The following is a 16,749-nucleotide window of genomic DNA, read 5'->3' on the forward strand; positions in this document are numbered from 1 at the left end:
GATTCATTTTCAACTGAGCATTTTAATTAATTCCTGTACAGATTCTTCGGTCGGTGCGGCAAAGTCGCTGATACCTTCAATCGTTTCTTTGCATAACGGCTCAGCCCGGTCAAACATGATTTTCTCGTAAGCTGCAATGGCGTCGTGAAGATCGGTAAATGTTGCTGTACTGGTCAAACAGTTTGACAGATCTAAGGCATCCAGCATAGCCAGATTAACTCCTTCGCCATTGGGAGGCATAAGATGGGCGGCGTCACCGATTAGCGTGATGTTATTTTTTGTCTCCCACCTGTGCTCTAAAGGAAAATAATTCAGCGGCCGGGGAACAAAGTGTGTACAGGCTTTGAATAAGGTGAAAAAAATGGAGTTCCAGCCTTCGTAATGATTGATCAGGTAGTTCTGAACCTCTTCAGAATTACTGAAATCTATCCCGCTGAGCTTAACCCAGTTTTCCGGATACATTGATGCAGCGTAAAAAGTCAATCCGCCGTCGCCACGCGGTTGTGCGGCTATGGTTGCTCCGTTCCCCATGGCCATCAGATTCGCTTGGTTAACTAATTGGTAGAATTCCGGACAAGCTGATTTCGGATGATCAATTTCGCCCTGAATGATCGTCGCACCAGAATATAATGCATTTGCGTCAGTGAGGTAGGGCCGGATCAGGGAGCGGTAACCGTCTGATCCGATAACAATATCTGCAGCAGCGGTTGTTCCGTTCTTAAATTGCAGTTCCCATTTATTGTCAACTTCCTTCATGCTTTCGAATTGCCTGTCCCATAAAACAGTGCCCGGCAGCAACCCGTCTATTAGCAGATCTCTCAGCGCCCCTCTGTCTATTTCCGGCCTGAACTGGGGATTACCAAAATCCGGTTTGCCGGCCTGGTTGCCTTCATCCAACAAAATATGTCCTTTCGGATCAAGCAGGCGGTATTTGTCTGCACCCGGCATGTAATTAGCTTTGAACGCCTCCATCAGTCCGGTTGCTTCCATAGCTCTCAGACCGGAGTCGAAATGCAGATCGACTATCGCGCCTTGTACACGCGCTTCCTGGCTGTGATCACGCTCGTAAACTCTGACCTGTACGCCCTTAAGCTGCAAAAGCCTGGCAAGTGTCAGGCCACCCGGGCCGCCGCCAATTATGGCAATACTTTTATGAAGTAAAAGTTCCTGTTTTTGTATCATTCTCATTGTCTATTTTTTATATGCACAAAGGAACGCCGGAAACTGAGTGCGTACAATGACAGAAGCGCGTAAGTATAGGACTATCCGCGGTTGGTATCCCGGAAAGCGACAGGGTTAATTCCGACATTCCTGCTGAAGAGGCGTGTAAAATAGGAATAGTCATCATAGCCCAGTTCGCCGGCGATCTCCTTCACGGATTTGCCTGAGTAATACAGCAGGCGTTTCGCTTCCAGCACCACACGCTGCTGAATATTGGAGGAGACGGACTTTCCTGTAGCAGCCTTCACGCATTCATTCAGATAAGAAAGGGATAAATTTAACTGTGCGGCGTATTCAGACGGATTTTTGGTCGACTTATAGTTTTTTTCCAATGCGGTTTTGAACTCCCTGGTTACATCTTCAAATCGGGTATAGTGTTCAGATGGTTTCGATAATGCAAGGTATTTCGAAATGATCAATGCAACCAGGGTATTAACACTTTCCTTTAAAATGGAATGATAAAGTATCTCTGTTTTATTTTCAGACAGTTTTATACATAAGCCTGACGCTTCCCTGAGAACATTCAGTGTATCCGGATTAACCGGCAACGCGGTCACCGGCGCAAGACCTTCCAGCAGGCTTAAATACTCCGGGCGAAGGTTTTCCTCCGTTATGATCCAGGTACAGATCAGTGCGGATTCAAACGCTATAACCCTGTGAACCTGATGAGGGTGAATAAAGGTAATGGCAGGTGCCTGGATATGATAGGTTTGAAAATCAATTTCGATAACGGTTTTTCCCTTTTCCTGGATAATAAAAGTAAAGCCGCCATCCCGGTGAGAACGTTCAACTTGCTCAAAGTCGGGTGAACCGTTAAATGATTCCCGCATCATCATAATGCCCCGGCAGCTTTCTTCGGGCAGTTTATTTACAGGAATATTTTTGGTTTTCTTGCTCATTATAAATAGTAAAGATAGCTATTGGATATTCCGCTTCAAAGTACGCCACGATTCCGCTACAAAGTACTGTCTCATCCTAAAGACCTTACAGGTTTACAAATTAGTCCGGTTTGGAACCTGGATTAAAGCGGATATATTATCTGAACGTGATGTCTCAAAACCGCAGCTGCGGTGATTTTGGTGAACATTTTGGAAGAATGATCTCTGGGCTTTAACCTTAACGGAGAAAATCGCCGTCGATGATCATTAACATAACACCGTCCTTTGTGACCGAACGATGAGTGCTTAACTCGTCTGATACGATATAGGTCATTCCTTTGCTCAGCTTAAACTCAGTGCCACCCTGTAATTCTGAAACAAATTCGCCCTCCAGGCAGTGTACGATGTGTCCTTTTTTGCACCAGTGATCTGCCAGATAGCCCGCTGAGTATTCTACCATTCTAATTCTTAACCCTTCAAATTGCAGGGTTTGCCAATAAGCAGTTCCGGTCTCACCCTTATATTCAACTTTGGGCACTTGTGACCAATCTATGGCTTGAAATGGTATATTAATCATGATACAAATATGTAATTATTAATCCTAAGTGAAGACTGGGTTTCCCCGTTACAACATCCTTCTTCCACTACTAGCCCCGCTAATATTGATCTGGTGGTGTTACAACACAAAGGCTATCATGTTTTTCAAACTAATATAATAGTATAGATTGCAGCTTTAATTTTGATCGATGGCGGTTTCCTTCTCACCTGTAAGGCTGATTTGATCAGTCCTCTGCCGATAAAATGGACGGGATATGAGACCAATCTAGTTTTTTATTATTGATGGCAGACTTGATATCCTTGATCAGAGATTTACATTCTCAGTATTGACTATTTGATTCAACACATTTAGTTTTTCTGCCTGTATGTTCATAAAAGTAAATTTACTGAAAATCAGAATAGAAGTCTTTTTTCGCTGAAAAATAATAAACCAGTCGCTGAAAATTCAAAATAAACATAGCTTTATAGCAGAACTATATCCAATGGAACATTTATATTACAAGCCATCAGGCAAAATACCCGTAAAAGGTATCTTTATTTCCATAATCACGGCATTCGTGATCACGGTGATCCTCAGTATTATTTATATCGCCCTGCAGTGGTTTATTCCTTTTATTTATCTTAATTTTTTCATTGCAGCGGGACTTGGGTTTGGAGTTGGCGCCGGGGTATTTATCGCAATCGGGTTAGGGAAGATCAGAAATACAAAATACGAATGTGTACTGGCAGCCTTATGCGGCCTTTTAGCCTGGTATTCCCAATGGGCACTATTTGTATCCCTAATGTCTGAAGCCAAAGGCAGTATGGGAGGTGGGATGTGGGTACGTTCTTCTTTCAACCTTACAGGTTTCTGGTATATTTTAACAAATCCTGAGATTCTTTTTAAGGCAATGCTAAGCTTAAACGATGCTGGTACTTTTACCCTGAAACACAATACTGTATCTGGTACTCTGTTATGGTTGGTCTGGATTATTGAAGCAGTGATTATTATTGGAGCGCCAATGCTGTTTTCCCTTTCAGGAAGATCGACAAGTCCGTTTTCAGAACAAAATGATCAATGGATGGAGGAACGGGAGCTGGAGGAAAAACTGAAAACTGTAACTGATCCTGATCAAATGATAGCAGAGTTAAATAGCGGTAATTTAAAATCCCTGAAAGACTTTCTGCCTGCTGATGATTTATCAGATGATTATGCCACTTTGCGTATCTATGAGTCTCCGGGTGATCCCGTCAGCTATATCAGTGTGACAAATATCAGCCATATTGCCGATAAGAAAGGAGAATTAAAGAAAGAAACTAAACCTGTGATCGAATATTTCAGGATTACAACTGCATTGAATTAAAAACCATTTTTTACCGGACGTAAATAAGATATCTATTTCTTCACCTCAGATATAAAGTTTATAATACCTTTCACTAAAAAATAAAATAATACTATCAGTCCTAAAAGGATAATTATAGCTATTATTTCTGGGGTACCTATAGCGGCTGAAATCAAATGCATAAAGTTTATTATTAAATGTATAAAGCTATATATAACAAAAACTAATATATGGTCTTGACGCAACATCTCCTAATTCTCCAGGCATTTTATTGACAATTGGAATTTCCTTATATTCTCAAACCTGACAAATTCGACCAGGCTTCCGTTCCTGAACGCCGGCTTCAGGCCATATCGCTCGTTCACCAAAAGCTGACATGACAGATCAGGTTAATAAAGCAGTTTTGTTCGGGGTAAGTCCACAGGAACAACACTTTAGCAGATCTATTAGAGCACTGAAAAGCCTATGTTATAAGTGCAGCTAAAATGCTGGTGTAACGCTGCTACCGTGGACTTACCCAAAGCAAGGTACGGGGAAAAGGCAGGCGAAAATGGGGGGCTACTCTCCCACCTGCAAATCAAATCTTAATGCGTTCATCAGCCAATAACTGCAACTTTTTTTTAAAATATAGCATGGGATTTCTTCTGTTTGGCATATATGAAGGTTACCATACTGACAAACATGACCGTCTATATTAGGATCTGGGTCTATAAAATAAAATGGCAGTAGTGTATTGCATCTGGTTAATCATGCGAAATGCTGCACGTAACTAGCGAGGTCTAACGCATCAGCTTTCAACGCGCCGTCGAATCTCTCAGTAACTACCAAACAGCAACCAGCAAAACGCGTCGGGGATTATTTTCTTCAGCCTGATCCAGGCTAATGTTAACAGGGTAACAGTCACTATTCGGGAACTGGGGGAAGGTTCTGTTTGGCGCTGCACAGATGACGAACCAAGGCCTGCTGCTTTACTGATGTGCGATGTCAGACGCGGTCGTACTCCAGAGCAGCGAACGGTACTTGCAAAAGCTTTGCTGGAAGCTTGTACAGAGATCCTGGACTTAAAATTCATACCTGGGAAAGAAGCCCTGCACCGGTAGAAGACGCCAGGGCCTATATCACAAATATGAAATATAACTTCCGGGTGCTAATGGATACTATGGACGCTGAAACCAAAGCCAACAAGGTAATAGACAGCTACAAAATGCCCAGTATCCCCGCAAAATTTGTAATTGACGAAAAAGGCAATATCCGTTTTAAACTCATCGGATTTAACGGAAGCAAGGAAGCAGCAGTGGATGAGATAGACATGATGATAGATATGATCAGGGCGGAAAATGAAAACACTTCTAAAATTTAGTTTAGAAGTGTTTTCCATTACTTAATGACTAAGTAGTTTCTGTTAAATACTATTTAAAATTTCCTCAAGTTTATGTTCACCTGCAACTGTTTGTGCGCCTTTCTCCATGGCAGCAATCATTTTTGCCGATGCCGCTGGTTCGGCAAAAACTTTTAGCAGCATAGCGCTTTCTGTAGTGATTCCATTTGTATTGTGGGAAGCTGCATCAACTGCACTTTTTGCAGCGTCAATTACACCAGGTAATAATGAAGCTATGCGGGTTGCCAGCCGTTCTATATAACTATCAATCTGTTCTTCAGGAATAGCCTTGTTTATCACCCCATATTTTTCAGCTGTTGCCGAATCCAGTAGTTCTCCTCCTAATATTACTTCCAATGCCCTTGCTCTTCCTGCAAGTTTGCTTAAGTATTGTGTACCGCCCCCACCGGGAATTATACCCATCAGCGTTTCCGGTTGTCCCAGCCATGTTTTTCCTTCTACAGCAAATCTCATATCAAGTGCCATAGCAAGTTCGTTGCCACCTCCTCTGGCAAAACCAGCAAGTCTGGCGATTGTTACCTGAGGCAGGTTCCGCAAGCGTTCATGAAGCTGTTGCATCGGATTCAGGTTTGGATCACTCCCGGCATCAGCAAGATCCATTAAAGATGCTGGATTGGTAACAAAATTCATATCTCCATGCGCAAGAAAGAAGTCTGGATTACTGCTTTGGAACACGATCACTTTCACAGATTGATCTGCTATTACTTTTTTTGCAAAGCCCATCAGATCCGAAATCAATTTTGCATCCAAAACATTAATTGGCGGATTATCAAAGGTAAGATAGGCAACACCATGACGAAGTTCAATCTTCATTGCACTGTAATTCTGGTAAGGGCTTATCGATTCAGCATTTTCTTTATGTAAACTCATTTTTCTTAGATTTATATACACCACAAAATTGCCAGAGATCAAGCTATAAAAAGAAGACATTAGCCGTTAAAATATGGGGACAAATGTCCCTTTGATTTCATAGGAGATCAAATAAGTGGTAAATCATTACTTTTGTACGTAAAAAAAACATACATGTTTGAAATCTTAAAAAATCATATTGACAAGATCATACCAAATGAGGACATGGATAGATTAAGAGCAATTCATCGCGTAAAAAAAGTTAAGAAGGGCCAGGTGCTACTGTCGGAAGGACAAGTATGCACACAAACAATTTACATCGTAAAAGGATGTTTAAGAGTATACAGAATTAATGATAATGCCGAAGAACATATCCTTAAATTTGGAATAGAAAACTGGTGGATCAATGATGGCGAGAGCTATAGTACGCATAAACCTTCAAAAAGCTATATTGATGCTTTAGAAGACAGCGATTTAATAATATTTGATGAATCAGATTTTTCTGGTCTTTTGGAATCGTCCCCTGCACTGAAATCATATGCAGATGACTTGTCGGTTAAAAGTTACCATGCAGGCACTGAGCGGATCTACGAACACATGAGTTTAAGTGCAGAGGACAGGTACAATAATTTTCTAAAAAAATATCCGACCATTTTTAATAGAGTCCCTCTTCATATGATAGCCTCCTATCTTGGGGTTTCAAAAAAAACATTAAGCAGAATAAGGGCAAAATAATTAATCCTTTGATCCAGGTCAGACTACCCCCGGACTGTTACAATTGCTTTCATCTTTCGCATGTTTTATTATAAAGCCATATCTGTTCGTAAATGTTGTGCATCCATCTTTTTAGCAGATTGCATAATTATCCCCTGAAAGTCTTAGGCGAAAAACCCGTTTGCTTTTTAAAAAAATGATTAAAGTGCGCACTGTTGACAAAACCCAGGCTGTAACTTATTTCTGAAATGTTGTACTTACTGTGCTTCAATAATATTCTTGCCTCAACGGCCATTTTCTCCGAAATATGCTGGGATGTGGTTTTGCCGGTGGTTAGTTTTAAAACATGGTTAAGATGATTCACATGGACGTTTAACTTTTGTGCATAGTCTCCGGGTGACCTCATTTCGAAGCGCCGTTTGAATGGTGGTGCTATTGGAAACTGACGTTCCAAAAGTTCTTTAAATACTGCTGTCAGCCTCACTTTAGCATCAACCTGCTCCAGCGCATGATGTCCGGGCCTCAGCTTTAAGGCCATGTGTACGAGTTCTGCAATGTGCTGCCTGATCAGATCATGCTTAAAAATGTAGTCAGATGAGAGCTCCTGCTGCATTTTTTCAAAATGCATATTCACTTTATTTTCCTGCGCCTCATCTAAAGCGTAGGCAGCATTATGGCCGGCGACAAAAACAGGAAAGTCTTTGATGTTCCTCCTGAAATATTCGTTAAAATACCTTTCCCTGAAAATGAAATAACGGCTGTTTTTTTCACAATAGTTCGGGCTTTCGATTGTGTAGGGTATTTCTGGACTAAAAAAGACCATTGTTGGCCCATTTACTTCGTAACTTCTGTCGCTGTGATGAATAATATGGTGTCCGGTAGTGTACGTTACTTTGTAATAATCGCGACGCCTGTACCTGATGTTTTTTTCAAGACAGTCAGCAAAAGTCAATAGGTTAAACTGAAGTTCATCCGACGATAGGGAACAGACTTTACGTTTAAGTTTTTCCTCATAAAATTCCTCAAAGGTTTCCTGCTGCTCCATAAGGTTTACTTATCCATTATTGTAAATCAAGATTGTTTCTTTTAGAAGGTAACAAATTTGATTACTGGATTGCTTAAATTATAGTAGTTCTATTTCAAAGTTTAAGACACAAATTTCAAAGATTATGTAGCTGCAGATCATCCTTAACTATTCTCCAGAGATTTCTATAAGATCTCCTGATCATGTTTTTAAAGTCAGCGCGCGATAAGTCTCGACAGAAATTTAAACCTTCTAATCAAGCCTGGAGAAAGATATTTGATTCGATAAATAAATTGTTTGAATCAGACAATATTGCAATTTTCCCCTCTATGTATTGATGGGTAAATTGCGGAACATTTAATGATGATATCTTATGAAAAACGACTTCATGCCCATTACAGACATCTGGGCGAAAACATTCCAGCTCTGCTGGGTGACCAATGATTTTGATAAGGCCAAAGATTTATTGAAGGAAAAATTTGACATTCCAAAATTTATGGTGATGCGTGATCTGGTACCAATTGACCAGGTCTTTGAAGGACAAACCACAGAGGATTGCAAATTCCATGCTGCCTGGGCAAACGGCGGGAACATCGACCTGGAGATTATCCAGCCAATTGCCGGTCCGCTTTTAGAGTTTTATGGTGAGAAATTATCCAGCGACAAATTTGATTTACTATTCCACCATGTCGCAGTGCGTTATGATGACGATCTGGAGGGTTATAATAATGCAATAGCGGCGCTTGAATCCAAAGGATTTAAGGTACGAATGTCGGCCGGAATTAAAGATTTAACCAAATATTGTTATGTCGACATGCGTGAAATGCTGGGGCATTACCTGGAAATTATTTATTTCAATAAAGCTGGGGTTGAAGTTATGGCAACCTTGGTGACCAACGATTTTGAGGGCGAATAATCAAGTAATATATAATGCCCTAAGTCTGCAAATCATACGGTTGCAGACTTTTTTCATTTTATTCATTTTAACATCCTGTTCTTAAAATTATTTCGGGACAATACAGCCCGTCGCAATGCTGCCCGGTCCCAGTACCAATAACAGGAATACTGAGCAATTTGCTAACCTGAGCAGCCAGCGTGTCCGGCATATTCTCTAAAATGATTGCAAAGCAGCCTGCTTCCTGCAACTTCAAAGCATCCTCTTTCAGTTTTGCCGCCCCGGACTGATCTCTTAAGCCGAGGTGCCCCATTAGCGGTATACCCGCTGCCAGTATCCCGCTAACCAATTCCGCATTCCCCACGCCGCCTGCTATTTTAATAGCCTCCGCGCCAGATTCCTTTATGATCCGGACGGCCGACACCAAGGCCTCATTCAAGTTACCCTGATACAAACCAAAAGGCAGATCCACAATTACCAGTGCTCTTTCAGCGGCCCGCACCACCGATGTTGCCTGGTAGATCATCTGGTCTAGAGTACTTGCCAGGATGATCTCATCACCTGCTACCACATTACTGGCCGACGCAGCTACCAGGATAATTTCTATACCTGCGTTATCCAGGATCACCGCCATTTGATGATCGTGAGCGGCCAACATGGTAATCTTCTCGCCACGGATTTTCATTTCCTGCAAAGTATGCGTAGTAATACGTTTATTTTTGGTACTCATGATGCCTTTGTAAAAGTTTATCCGTTACCATCTGGAGACTTACATTTTTCTCTCTCAGCAGTACCAGTAAATGGAAAATCAGGTCCGCGGTTTCACCAATAAATTCCTGTTCCGTATCATTTAATGCAGCAATCACAGTTTCGACCGCTTCTTCACCAACTTTCTGCGCAATTTTATTAAGCCCGCTTTTTCTCAGATCATTCACATAAGAACCTTCATGAGGATTATTATACCTCAGATTGATAATCTCCGCCAATTGAAAAATGAAGTTCTGATTGAAAGGTAAATGATCGGGACTTCGCTCCTTGTCAGTATTTTCAATGTTCTGATCGTCTTTTGAATTAAATAACATAATCTGCGTCATAGACATTTAAGGGTAAATCCTGAGTATGCAAGCGATATTGCACGATATCTTCTATCGAAACTACCATTAGCTGATGCGTTATGGCAAAATCCATTATTTCGGGTAAGCGCGCCATTGTACCATTTTCATTTGTAAGCTCACACAATACCGCCGCAGGGTTCAAACCTGCCAATTTCACCAGGTCAACACTGCCTTCCGTATGGCCCCTTCTCGTAAATACCCCGTTATCCTGTGCAATAAGCGGGAATACATGTCCGGGCCTGGCCAGGTCTTGCGGATTCGCATCCGGGTGAATAGCGGTTCGGATCGTAGTTAATCTATCGCTCGCAGACACACCTGTAGTCACCCCCTCAACTGCTTCTATGGAAGCGGTAAACGGTGTTTGATAACGACTAGTGTTCCGGGCAACCATCGGCATTAACTTCAAAGCTTCCGCTTTTCCGCTGGTCAAACACAGGCAAATGATACCACTGCAGGCGCGGATCATCAGCGCCAAATTCTCCACCGTTACATATTCAGCTGCAAATATCAGGTCACCTTCGTTTTCGCGGTTTTCATCATCCACCAGCATAATGCCTTTACCATTTTGAAGATGCTTGATTGCATTATTGACTCTATCGAAACTTGTCTGTCCGAAATATTCCAGATCATTCATATCATTGATTATTTACTTGGTGTTAAACTCGATTAATCTTAGGCGATCAGACGCTGGAAGAAATTGGCTAACTTGCTTTTTTTCTTTTCCATCGTTCGCCCTTTTTCTTCCGGATACAGGTCTTGCACCGGGTCGCTTTGCCAATAGGCCTGCGTGTCTATGTCCATTCCAGAAAGCCTTCCATTGAATCCAGCTCCCGTGTCCAGGTTGATGATGTTCAAGCGCTTCATCGGCGTTTCAAAATCATAATGAAGTGTGGGCGTATGCCCGATAAAGATCTCGTTGAAAAGCCCCAGGCGTTCAGCAAGTCTCATCTGATCAATGGCGCTGAGCTTCTCTTTTTTCGCTGCCATGTCCCAGAGGCTCCGGTCTGTCCAGAATGAAAGTACGTCCATGTCTTTGAACGGTCCACCGGAAGATGTAAATCCGGCATGAATAAACAAGCGGTTCTGGTTATCTATGTGAAAATTCCGCATGCGCTGAAAGAATTCACGATGCAGCTGTTTTTCGTCTGCACTCATTTCGGCATAGCCTTCGATGGTCTCTTTTCCCCCATTAGCCAGCCACACATCTGAAGGTTTCCCTCCTCTGAGCCATTCTTCACACCACACGTCATGATTTCCGATCACAAAAATGCAATCGTATAGTTTTTCAAACCCGATCAGGAAATCGATCACTCCCGCAGACTGCGACCATCCATCTACATAATCACCCAGGAAAATGAAGCGGTCATCCTTTTCGGGATGAATCCGCTCCAATAACTGCCTTAGTGCTCTAAGCCCGCCGTGGATGTCGCCAATTACTATTATTCTTTGTTTCATTATTTAACTGTTGACTGCCTTACCGATGATGGCTTTATGGCTGATTGCAGATTAAGGCTAAACACTTAAGGTTTCCTGTCCCTTTTCCCAGTTACATGGGGTTAGTTCATCGGTTTGCAAGCCGTCCAGCACCCGCAGTACTTCGTTTACATTGCGCCCGACATTGAGATCGTTAACGCACACCCACCGGATCATACCCAGCGGATCGATGATGAACGTTGCGCGATAGGCAACCTTTTCATTTGATTCTAAAATACCAAGTGCTTCTGCAAGTGACTTTGAAGTATCAGACAGCATCGGGAATTGCAATGATTTTAAGTCTGCATGGCTTTTTCTCCAGGCAAGATGTACATGCTCAGAGTCAGTGGAAGCCCCTATTAGCGTGGTGTTGCGGTCTTTAAATTCGCCGTAGTTTTTATTGAATTCTGCAATTTCAGTCGGACAAACAAACGTAAAGTCCTTAGGCCACCAAAACATTACTGTCCAGCGGTCATCGCTGTTTACCAACTCTTCTGAAGAAATCTCTCCAAATTCTTTACCATAATCTGCACTGATTACCGCCACTTTATTAAAAGCCGGAAATTTTTGATTGATCGTAATCATATTCTTATGAATTAATACTACGACAAAGTTATCCCCGCAACCGCCGCCATAACAGGTAAAAAACAAACATTAATCAGTAGTTTTGCTCATGCGATCTAAACAGCTGTACAAAGAATTAGAAGTAAGCGTAATTGCCGTTGATCCGGCGCTTCATAGTTTACATAAACACCATTACTTTCAGCTGATCTATGTGCTGGAGGGTTCCGGTATCCATGTCGTGAATGAGAACCGTTTCCGTTTTAAGAAGGGCGATGTATTTTTTTTAACGCCCGAAGATGCCCATAGCTACGAAGCCGTGTCACCTCCCGTTTTTTGTATAATCGACTTCACCAAAAACTTTTTTTTTAAGACGGCGAATAGCCTGGATGAAAAGGTAGATATCAGCGAAGCTTTCAGGCGTTTGGAGTATATCTTCCACAATCAGCACAATGTAATGGGGAGTTTGATCGTGGATGGCGACAGACAGGTTTTTAAAGCATTGATCAATCAATTGATCGCTGAAAAGGAAAATGATAGCCCATTTTCAAAGATCATTACCCAAAACATTATTTTTTTACTATTGAATTTTATTGCCCGCTGTATACAGCAGCGCAGCGTTAGTTATTCCCAGGAAGGCAAACCTCAAAATAAAATTCACACCATTTCAACTTACATTCAGCAGCATATTTATGATAAGCAACTTTTGTTGCTTGATAGCCTGGCAGAAAAGTTTAATATGTCTGAGGGTCACTTAAGCCGTTATTTTAAACAGCAAACAGGCAGTACAGTTAAAGATTATATCACAAGGTACAAGCTGGACATCATTCAAACTCGACTTAAGTTTAGTGATCTTACAATCTCCGAGATTGCTGCTGAACTGGATTTTACCGATGAAAGCCACCTGAATAAAATATTCAAAAATGCTTTTGGTGTAACTGCTAAAAAATTTAAGCTGGAGTACAAACGTGGGAAATAATCCAGACGTCCTACCCTTTTCTAAGCATATTCTGCAAATAGATGCTGTATCATTGATGGTATTGAGCCTAAATTCAGGCTCATGTCTTCGGTTTTTTTTATAAAAATGCCCCCAAATAGTGTCTAACTTTTTGGGGGCAGTGTATTTATGATACAGCCTCATTTTTGTTTACATACTATCTCCAAAGCCGCACATTTTGTCGCATTTTGAGTTGCACCAGCTGGTGCAACTATTTTGCAGTATGGATTCGGGGCTAATTAAGATAGTTCCTGATCATTAAAACTCACGAAATTCATCGTAATCGATCCTTCATCATCAAATTGAAAAACCTGTATCCCATAAGATTTATACGGTTTTTCGTCGGCGTCACTCCATTCCAATTCAAAGCGTAAGGCCATTCTTCCCTTCAGTGCGCCCCAAAGATCCAGATTGAGCTTGTAGGAATTTCTTGTAGCCAAATCGGCGGCAATAAATTTTCGGATTTCCCCGCGCCCCCTGAGAAAGTGCGTCCCAAACCTGACCTCTGCCTCAACGGTAAAATTGTCACTTATTCTTTTGGCATCTAAAGAGTTAAAATCATCTTCAAGAAGTTTTAAACGCAGTGCAGCGGTTTCCATATCCCATGGCGGTACCGGTAAATATTTCAATGTTTTCATAAGTTAAATATCCACAGGGATTGCGGCCCCATACATGGACGAATGATGCAATCACATGGACGTGTACATCTAAATTGGAAACTCTTGACAAAAGCAATTAAGCAAGAGATGCCTTACCAAAACCTACCGTATTGCGGAAATATTGTGGAGATATGCCAATATTCCTTTTGAAATATCTGCTGAAGTGAAATTCGTCCTTAAAGCCTATCTCATAAGCGATAGCTTTTACCGGCTTGTCACTGAGGTACAATTCTCTTTTGGCCTCTAATATGATCCTGTCTGAAATCAGGTCAGAAAGGGTTTTGTTAAAATAATTTTTGCAGGACCGGTTTAAGGCACTCTGTGAATAATTCATCAGATCAGCATAAGCTGCTGCAGTGTGCATCGATTTAAAGTTCAATTCTATTGCACTCTGCAGCTCTGCGAGTTTTGAGGGAATTTTACTATACATATTGATGTCTGAGTCCCTCTGCTCAACTTTGATCCTGGACGCATTGATCAGCAGGATTTTCAGATAAGATAACAGAACCTCCGTATCAATGTTATTTTTCTGCATTTCTCCGAACATTCCCTGGAACAGCGCTAAAATTTCTGATAAGCCGTCTTCCTGCAAGTCCGTTACGGGTGATTCGTAGATATTATTAAATAATACACCGTTGCAGGATACTTCAGCACGATGTTGATGAAGACAAAAGAAGTCGGGATGGAAATATAATAAATACCCTTCACAAGCATCGGGACAGTTTATTTTAAATTGTTGATAGAGGGAGAATGACATGACGCAACTATGTCCGACCAGGTAATCAGAAGTATCTGTGGTGAGACTTCCTTCAGCTTTCAGCATGAGGACCACAGTAAAATGATTGGAACTATTAAGTTCATTAAACTTGCTGTCGTCCGCAAACCGGCAGATGCCAAAGGACGGGGCCTGTGCTACCGGATTATCCAATTTGAAAAATTCACTCATTACTGCGCAGAAAAATTAACTATTATTCCTTCACGAAAGTAATGATTTATTTAGGTAATCGTTCTGAGGAAAAAACCAGTCACATGGTTTGTTAAAGACTGTCTCCAACCAAAATCATGGAGACAGTCTTTGTTAAGTTATTTATACCTCGCATCAATGGTCTCCAGGTACTGTTCCACAGGCATGGAATCCCTGATCTCCTGCAGCCCTACACTATCCTCACCTACGAGCTTTCTGAACTGTGTATTCGCACCAGTGGCAAGTCCAAAAATCTCATCGACAATCAATTGTGCCTCTGGGAATTTTGATGTGTCCCTGTTAGCGAAGAACCCTTGTTTCACGTTTGCGGTTAATTCCTGGTAAGCTGTAATTTCTGTACTCTCGCCCCAAACCATATTCTCTACGAAGTTATGTCCGTTGTATACACCGATTTCCAGCAGGTGCTGATCAATATTCAGTGGTTTCAATTCGTAGTAGAGCCCCTCGATTAAGCCTTCCAGTGCAAATTTAGACATATTATATAACGAGGCAAGCGGCATAGCGCTGAGTACGCCCATGTATGAACTGATATTGATAAATTTGCCGCCATTGTTTGCCCTGAAGTGAGGAGTAAAAGCTTTTGTTACGTTGATTACACCACGCACGTTTACCTGATACTGGGCATCAATAGCATCATCGTCCACAAGCTCCAATGCACCAAATGTACCTTGCCCGGCATTGTTTACTACCACATCAATTTTTCCGAATGCGTCAATTGCCTGTGCTACCACTGCTGCTACCTGCGCAGTGTCTGTCACATCCAGTTTAAAAACTCTGATGTTTTCATAAGAGCTGAAACCTGTTGATTTTTCCGGAGTACGCATTGTTGCAGCTACATTCCAGCCCTGTTCAGCAAAATAAGTTGCTGTTGCTTTGCCCAAACCAGTACTTGTACCGGTAATAAAAATTGTCTTTGTCATCTTGATTGTCTTTAAGGATTATATTATCATTAGAGCATTCTTTAAACGGAACGTTCATTCCGTAAAAGTATTAATTAAGGAACGAACGTTCCGCTTAAAATCACTTTAATTACATTTAATAGACATATTCTTTGGGAATAGCTAAATCTTGAGTGTATTTTTGTATGGGCAACTGCTATCAAGACACTATTACAGACAGAGGCAATTTTACAAAACGCATTATGGCAAGAACAAAAGCTTTCGACGAAGAAAAGATCCTGGATGATGCCATGAAGCTTTTTTGGCACAGGGGATATCAGGCTTTATCTGCACAAGAGCTTGTTGATGGACTGGGCCTGAGCAGATCAAGTTTATATGATACTTTTGGTGACAAACATACGCTCTATATAAAAGCCCTGAAACGCTATCGCGAAATCATAGTAATGAAAACAATCACAGTACTGGACAATGCGAAAAATATCCCGAAGGCAATCAGAGAGGTTTTTCAGATGCAGCTGGATGCAAATTTTAATTCTGAGCAATCCAGAGGTTGTTTGATGGTGAATTCCAGAACTGAACTATCGCAGCATGATTCTGAAGTTGCGGCTATTGTTAAGGAAAACTGGGAGATGCTGGAAGATGCTTTCTACAGGGCACTTAAAAGAGGACAGGAATCGGGTCAGGTATCTACCGAACGCAACCCACGTGCCTTAGCGCGTTTTTTCGTCAGTAATTCCTGGGGATTAAATTTATACGGCACATCAGATGCTGATGAAAAAGTATTCAAAGATATTATCAAAGTAGTGTTATCTGTTTTATAGAGTCTGTGTGAATTAGATCTTTTACTAATTCTGTTTGATTTTGACCTGTTTCTGAGTAACAAGCAGCTCTGTCCTTTTCCTGTTTGCAGCAAGCCCCGCTTCAACAACGAGAATTATCTGATTTCCCGAGTCCGTTTTTTTAATAACTCTGGGGTTCAAAAAAGGGCCGATGCTGAATACTTTGCTATCCGGAATTTCGTCATGCTGAGCGACGCAAATTATCAATTTGAAAGACACTTCATCAGATTCAGGTATTCGGGCACTCCCCGATCCATTGGAGGATTTGAATATTGCAACGCGAATTTGTTGAGCGTCAAAAATTTCCATACCAGTTAAAGATTCCAGCAGCTTTACAGAACTATCGTGAACAATCTATTTG

20 protein-coding genes are annotated in these 16,749 nt (G+C 41.5%); 6 read left to right on the plus strand and 14 right to left on the minus strand.

The genetic code is table 11. The features are described from left to right. Positions 1-9: 9 nt before the first annotated feature. From FN831_RS25545 to FN831_RS25555, 3 genes are all read right to left on the minus strand, one after another. Complete coding sequence (locus tag FN831_RS25545) at positions 10-1,188, minus strand: FAD-dependent oxidoreductase (RefSeq protein ID WP_246101762.1); 1,179 nt, start codon at positions 1,186-1,188, stop codon at positions 10-12. 74 nt (positions 1,189-1,262) lie between these two features. Beyond that, positions 1,263-2,120 (minus strand): helix-turn-helix domain-containing protein, encoded by an 858-nt coding sequence (locus tag FN831_RS25550; RefSeq protein ID WP_142531054.1) that lies wholly within the window; start codon positions 2,118-2,120, stop codon positions 1,263-1,265. 217 nt (positions 2,121-2,337) lie between these two features. After that, the gene (locus FN831_RS25555; RefSeq protein WP_142531055.1) at positions 2,338-2,676 is read right to left on the minus strand and encodes a DHCW motif cupin fold protein; all 339 of its coding nucleotides are present in this window, start codon (positions 2,674-2,676) and stop codon (positions 2,338-2,340) included. A gap of 463 nt (positions 2,677-3,139) precedes the next feature. Between FN831_RS25555 and FN831_RS25560 the strand changes: the two genes are divergently transcribed. Together FN831_RS25560 and FN831_RS25565 are read left to right on the plus strand one after the other, a co-directional pair. Further along, entirely contained in the window at positions 3,140-4,000 is an 861-nt protein-coding gene (locus FN831_RS25560; RefSeq protein WP_142531056.1) for a hypothetical protein, read from the plus strand. A 1,021-nt stretch (positions 4,001-5,021) separates the two neighbouring features. Further along, positions 5,022-5,339 carry a peroxiredoxin family protein gene (locus FN831_RS25565; protein ID WP_142531057.1) on the plus strand — a complete coding sequence of 106 codons (318 nt, stop codon included), beginning with the start codon at positions 5,022-5,024 and terminating at the stop codon, positions 5,337-5,339. Between the two features lie 42 nt (positions 5,340-5,381). Here the strand turns inward: FN831_RS25565 and FN831_RS25570 are convergent, their stop codons facing one another. Then, positions 5,382-6,308, minus strand: a complete 927-nt coding sequence (locus tag FN831_RS25570; protein WP_221931410.1) for an enoyl-CoA hydratase/isomerase family protein — start codon at positions 6,306-6,308, stop codon at positions 5,382-5,384. Positions 6,309-6,401: 93 nt separating this feature from the next. Here FN831_RS25570 and FN831_RS25575 point away from each other — a divergent pair, with 93 nt between their 5' ends. After that, positions 6,402-6,962: a Crp/Fnr family transcriptional regulator gene (locus FN831_RS25575; protein ID WP_142531058.1), complete on the plus strand. Its 561-nt coding sequence runs from the start codon at positions 6,402-6,404 to the stop codon at positions 6,960-6,962. A 127-nt stretch (positions 6,963-7,089) separates the two neighbouring features. Here FN831_RS25575 and FN831_RS25580 read toward each other — a convergent pair whose 3' ends face one another. Further along, positions 7,090-7,986, minus strand: a complete 897-nt coding sequence (locus tag FN831_RS25580; protein WP_142531059.1) for a helix-turn-helix domain-containing protein — start codon at positions 7,984-7,986, stop codon at positions 7,090-7,092. Between the two features lie 352 nt (positions 7,987-8,338). On the opposite strand from FN831_RS25580, the gene FN831_RS25585 reads away from it, so the two are divergent. Continuing rightward, positions 8,339-8,881, plus strand: coding sequence for a VOC family protein (locus FN831_RS25585; RefSeq protein ID WP_142531060.1), 543 nt, complete (start codon positions 8,339-8,341; stop codon positions 8,879-8,881). A gap of 67 nt (positions 8,882-8,948) precedes the next feature. Here the strand turns inward: FN831_RS25585 and FN831_RS25590 are convergent, their stop codons facing one another. From FN831_RS25590 to FN831_RS25610, 5 genes are read right to left on the minus strand one after another with little or no spacing between them, the layout of a single operon-like run. Beyond that, positions 8,949-9,590 (minus strand): 3-methyl-2-oxobutanoate hydroxymethyltransferase, encoded by a 642-nt coding sequence (locus FN831_RS25590; protein ID WP_142531061.1) that lies wholly within the window; start codon positions 9,588-9,590, stop codon positions 8,949-8,951. Beyond that, on the minus strand, positions 9,574-9,942 hold the full coding sequence (hisE, locus tag FN831_RS25595) for a phosphoribosyl-ATP diphosphatase (RefSeq protein WP_394348337.1): 369 nt from the start codon (positions 9,940-9,942) through the stop codon (positions 9,574-9,576). Before hisE ends, FN831_RS25590 begins: the two co-directional genes overlap by 17 nt. After that, on the minus strand, positions 9,932-10,609 hold the full coding sequence (gene ribB, locus FN831_RS25600) for a 3,4-dihydroxy-2-butanone-4-phosphate synthase (RefSeq protein WP_142531063.1): 678 nt from the start codon (positions 10,607-10,609) through the stop codon (positions 9,932-9,934). The genes hisE and ribB overlap by 11 nt, the downstream gene beginning before the upstream one ends. A 38-nt stretch (positions 10,610-10,647) precedes the next feature. Beyond that, positions 10,648-11,430 carry a metallophosphoesterase gene (locus FN831_RS25605; RefSeq protein ID WP_142531064.1) on the minus strand — a complete coding sequence of 261 codons (783 nt, stop codon included), beginning with the start codon at positions 11,428-11,430 and terminating at the stop codon, positions 10,648-10,650. Between the two features lie 57 nt (positions 11,431-11,487). Further along, the gene (locus tag FN831_RS25610; protein ID WP_185960605.1) at positions 11,488-12,033 is read right to left on the minus strand and encodes a peroxiredoxin; all 546 of its coding nucleotides are present in this window, start codon (positions 12,031-12,033) and stop codon (positions 11,488-11,490) included. Positions 12,034-12,121: 88 nt separating this feature from the next. On the opposite strand from FN831_RS25610, the gene FN831_RS25615 reads away from it, so the two are divergent. Beyond that, positions 12,122-12,988 carry an AraC family transcriptional regulator gene (locus tag FN831_RS25615; RefSeq protein ID WP_142531065.1) on the plus strand — a complete coding sequence of 289 codons (867 nt, stop codon included), beginning with the start codon at positions 12,122-12,124 and terminating at the stop codon, positions 12,986-12,988. A 257-nt stretch (positions 12,989-13,245) separates the two neighbouring features. Here the strand turns inward: FN831_RS25615 and FN831_RS25620 are convergent, their stop codons facing one another. From FN831_RS25620 to FN831_RS25630, 3 genes are all read right to left on the minus strand, one after another. Then, a complete protein-coding gene (locus FN831_RS25620) occupies positions 13,246-13,644 on the minus strand; it encodes a DUF1348 family protein (protein ID WP_142531066.1) in 399 nt (132 codons plus the stop codon). A gap of 97 nt (positions 13,645-13,741) precedes the next feature. Continuing rightward, positions 13,742-14,611 (minus strand): helix-turn-helix domain-containing protein, encoded by an 870-nt coding sequence (locus tag FN831_RS25625; protein ID WP_142531067.1) that lies wholly within the window; start codon positions 14,609-14,611, stop codon positions 13,742-13,744. 137 nt (positions 14,612-14,748) lie between these two features. Then, the gene (locus tag FN831_RS25630) at positions 14,749-15,570 is read right to left on the minus strand and encodes an SDR family NAD(P)-dependent oxidoreductase (RefSeq protein WP_142531068.1); all 822 of its coding nucleotides are present in this window, start codon (positions 15,568-15,570) and stop codon (positions 14,749-14,751) included. Positions 15,571-15,791: 221 nt separating this feature from the next. On the opposite strand from FN831_RS25630, the gene FN831_RS25635 reads away from it, so the two are divergent. Further along, a complete protein-coding gene (locus FN831_RS25635) occupies positions 15,792-16,370 on the plus strand; it encodes a TetR/AcrR family transcriptional regulator (protein ID WP_142531069.1) in 579 nt (192 codons plus the stop codon). 24 nt (positions 16,371-16,394) lie between these two features. Here FN831_RS25635 and FN831_RS25640 read toward each other — a convergent pair whose 3' ends face one another. Then, positions 16,395-16,697: a hypothetical protein gene (locus tag FN831_RS25640; protein ID WP_142531070.1), complete on the minus strand. Its 303-nt coding sequence runs from the start codon at positions 16,695-16,697 to the stop codon at positions 16,395-16,397. Positions 16,698-16,749 lie beyond the last annotated feature (52 nt).

The organism is Pedobacter westerhofensis (assembly GCF_900182595.1).
Taxonomy (GTDB): Bacteria; Bacteroidota; Bacteroidia; order Sphingobacteriales; family Sphingobacteriaceae; genus Pedobacter; species Pedobacter westerhofensis.

Bases quoted from the DNA above. Each gene is read 5' to 3' on its own strand.
- FN831_RS25570 (WP_221931410.1), bottom strand. From the start codon at position 6,308: ATGTCTTCTTTTTATAGCTTGATCTCTGGCAATTTTGTGGTGTATATA.
- FN831_RS25555 (WP_142531055.1), bottom strand. From the start codon at position 2,676: ATGATTAATATACCATTTCAAGCCATAGATTGGTCACAAGTGCCCAAA.
- FN831_RS25545 (WP_246101762.1), bottom strand. From the start codon at position 1,188: ATGAGAATGATACAAAAACAGGAACTTTTACTTCATAAAAGTATTGCC.
- FN831_RS25580 (WP_142531059.1), bottom strand. From the start codon at position 7,986: ATGGAGCAGCAGGAAACCTTTGAGGAATTTTATGAGGAAAAACTTAAA.
- FN831_RS25620 (WP_142531066.1), bottom strand. From the start codon at position 13,644: ATGAAAACATTGAAATATTTACCGGTACCGCCATGGGATATGGAAACC.
- FN831_RS25625 (WP_142531067.1), bottom strand. From the start codon at position 14,611: ATGAGTGAATTTTTCAAATTGGATAATCCGGTAGCACAGGCCCCGTCC.
- FN831_RS25630 (WP_142531068.1), bottom strand. From the start codon at position 15,570: ATGACAAAGACAATTTTTATTACCGGTACAAGTACTGGTTTGGGCAAA.
- FN831_RS25575 (WP_142531058.1), top strand. From the start codon at position 6,402: ATGTTTGAAATCTTAAAAAATCATATTGACAAGATCATACCAAATGAG.
- FN831_RS25590 (WP_142531061.1), bottom strand. From the start codon at position 9,590: ATGAGTACCAAAAATAAACGTATTACTACGCATACTTTGCAGGAAATG.
- FN831_RS25550 (WP_142531054.1), bottom strand. From the start codon at position 2,120: ATGAGCAAGAAAACCAAAAATATTCCTGTAAATAAACTGCCCGAAGAA.
- FN831_RS25635 (WP_142531069.1), top strand. From the start codon at position 15,792: ATGGCAAGAACAAAAGCTTTCGACGAAGAAAAGATCCTGGATGATGCC.
- FN831_RS25605 (WP_142531064.1), bottom strand. From the start codon at position 11,430: ATGAAACAAAGAATAATAGTAATTGGCGACATCCACGGCGGGCTTAGA.
- FN831_RS25610 (WP_185960605.1), bottom strand. From the start codon at position 12,033: ATGATTACGATCAATCAAAAATTTCCGGCTTTTAATAAAGTGGCGGTA.
- FN831_RS25560 (WP_142531056.1), top strand. From the start codon at position 3,140: ATGGAACATTTATATTACAAGCCATCAGGCAAAATACCCGTAAAAGGT.
- FN831_RS25585 (WP_142531060.1), top strand. From the start codon at position 8,339: ATGAAAAACGACTTCATGCCCATTACAGACATCTGGGCGAAAACATTC.
- FN831_RS25640 (WP_142531070.1), bottom strand. From the start codon at position 16,697: ATGGAAATTTTTGACGCTCAACAAATTCGCGTTGCAATATTCAAATCC.
- FN831_RS25615 (WP_142531065.1), top strand. From the start codon at position 12,122: ATGCGATCTAAACAGCTGTACAAAGAATTAGAAGTAAGCGTAATTGCC.
- ribB (WP_142531063.1), bottom strand. From the start codon at position 10,609: ATGAATGATCTGGAATATTTCGGACAGACAAGTTTCGATAGAGTCAAT.
- hisE (WP_394348337.1), bottom strand. From the start codon at position 9,942: ATGTTATTTAATTCAAAAGACGATCAGAACATTGAAAATACTGACAAG.